Consider the following 2,079-nt stretch of genomic DNA (forward strand, 5'->3'; position numbering starts at 1 on the left):
GAGCCGAATACAGAATGCTTGGAATTATTGGTGCCGATTTGGTAGGCATGTCTACCGTGCCTGAAGTTATTGTTGCCAATCACATGGATTTACCTTGTGCAGCAGTTTCGGTGGTAACAGATATATGCGATCCAGATAACTTGGTGCCAATATCTATAGAAGAAATAATTGAAATAGCAGGCACGGCAGAAGTAAAGTTGATCGCTTTGTTTAAGAATGTGATAAAATCGATTAGCTAAGAAAATGGCAAATTATCTAGACGCTACAGAAGATTTGTACACAAAGGCAGCGAAGAATCCCGATGTAGGCTTATGCTGTACTACTACTCCAATTTGGCAATTGCCAGAATTGGAAATTCCATCTATAATGTTGGAGATGAATTATGGCTGTGGCAGTACAGTTCATCCACGGGATTTAGTGAACGAACCTAGTATTTTATATGTAGGTGTAGGTGGAGGAATGGAACTTCTTCAGTTCTCTTACTTTAATAGGAACCCAAATGGAGTAATTGGTGTTGATGTAGTAGTTGAAATGTTGAACAAGTGCGGGGAGAATACACTTGAAGCAGAAAAATTAAACCCTTGGTTTAAATCAGACTTTATTAAGTTAAAGAAAGGAAGTGCAATGGACTTACCGGTAGAGGATAGTTCGATAGATGTTGCGGCACAAAATTGCCTCTTTAATATCTTCAAAGAAGATGATCTGAAAATAGCACTCCAAGAAATGTATCGCGTGCTTAAGCCAAATGGTAGATTGGTATTATCCGATCCTATTTGCGAACAGGGTATTCCTGAAGTATTGCGAGCTGATGATAAGTTGCGAGCTCTATGTTTAAGTGGTGCTCTTACTTTAAAAGAGTATGTAACGATGATAACCGATATCGGTTTTGGAACTGTTGAGATAAGGGCAAAACGGCCATATCGAATATTGGATACGGATCATTATAATACAGATGTTAATCTTTACATCGAAAGTGTAGAGGTATGTGCAATAAAGGACCCTATGCCTAAAGACGGACCTTGTGTTTTTACCGGTAGAACAGGAATTTACTTCGGAGCTAAAGAGGTATTTGATGACGGAAACGGTCATTCATTATTGAAAAATCAACCTTTATCAATCTGTGATAAAACAGCAGAAGCACTGCTCGCGTTGAATCGAAGAGATATATTTATCTCTGAATCTACATTCTTTTACGATGGTGGTGGCTGTTGTTAATTGAGGTACCTCAAGCCAATATTAAAAGCCTTTCCGGCTCCTTGGTTTTTACCAATAAGAAAGTCTGTTGCCGATACTTCCAACTCGAAAGACGGAAGTAATTGGATTTTGCCTCCAATTCCAGCTTGCCCATAATAGGCATATCCATCAATAGAAATAGTAGATGCCTGTTGAACCATAATGTACAAAGTGCTTTTATTGAAGGGGAAGTAACTTAGAAAAACACCTAGAGGAACAAAGAGGTTTGAAGGTGAAGAGTTTTTATCCATGTTAATTCTTGTTGTTATAGTTGCCTCGGTAAACAAGTTTAGTTTGTTGCCGATTTTTTTATCGAAATACAATTGGTTAGACCATATTATTTTCTGCCAGTCGAGCCAAATACCATTTTCCATATTATTGGATAGGGGAAAGAGAAGTGTACTCTGGATGGATAGGTTTCCGATATCCTTAAATGGCGAGAATTTTATTTTTGGCCCTGCACTCCCTATCCCATACCTTGAACTTGAATCATTTTTGAAATTCAGAACACTAAAAGGTGAAGAATTATTGGCCCCATAGCTTGTTGATCGGATAATTACATCGAATCCAATATTGATTCTATTGTTCTTTTTTAGACCGGAAATTACCTGGACATAGTTTGCGTAGAAACTTTGCCGAAATCCCATCTCCTTATTCTTGCCATTGTTTTCGAAATGGCTTGTTTGCGTATAAAGATTGCTAAACGACTTTATTTCCAATTGGCCTTTTGAGAGCATTATTTAGTATGAAAAACAAATATTCCAAGGAAAAGATATATAAAAAAGAAATCTTCTGCCGAATAAGATACAACAAAACGTCTTTAATTCAAATGAGAAATTAAGGGAA

At 37.3% G+C, this 2,079-nt stretch carries 3 protein-coding genes; 2 read left to right on the forward strand and 1 reads right to left on the reverse strand.

Going from position 1 to position 2,079, the window contains the following annotated elements; genetic code table 11:
• Together HRT72_03290 and arsM are read left to right on the forward strand one after the other, a co-directional pair.
• A partial coding sequence (locus HRT72_03290; GenBank protein ID NQY66732.1) for a purine-nucleoside phosphorylase occupies positions 1-239 on the forward strand: 239 nt, incomplete at its 5' end.
• Positions 240-243: 4 nt separating this feature from the next.
• Complete coding sequence (arsM, locus tag HRT72_03295) at positions 244-1,215, forward strand: arsenosugar biosynthesis arsenite methyltransferase ArsM (protein ID NQY66733.1); 972 nt, start codon at positions 244-246, stop codon at positions 1,213-1,215.
• Here the strand turns inward: arsM and HRT72_03300 are convergent.
• On the reverse strand, positions 1,212-1,970 hold the full coding sequence (locus HRT72_03300) for a hypothetical protein (GenBank protein NQY66734.1): 759 nt from the start codon (positions 1,968-1,970) through the stop codon (positions 1,212-1,214). The two genes, arsM and HRT72_03300, sit on opposite strands and share 4 nt — an antisense overlap.
• Positions 1,971-2,079 lie beyond the last annotated feature (109 nt).

It is taken from the genome of Flavobacteriales bacterium (assembly GCA_013214975.1).
Taxonomy (GTDB): Bacteria; Bacteroidota; Bacteroidia; order DT-38; family DT-38; genus DT-38.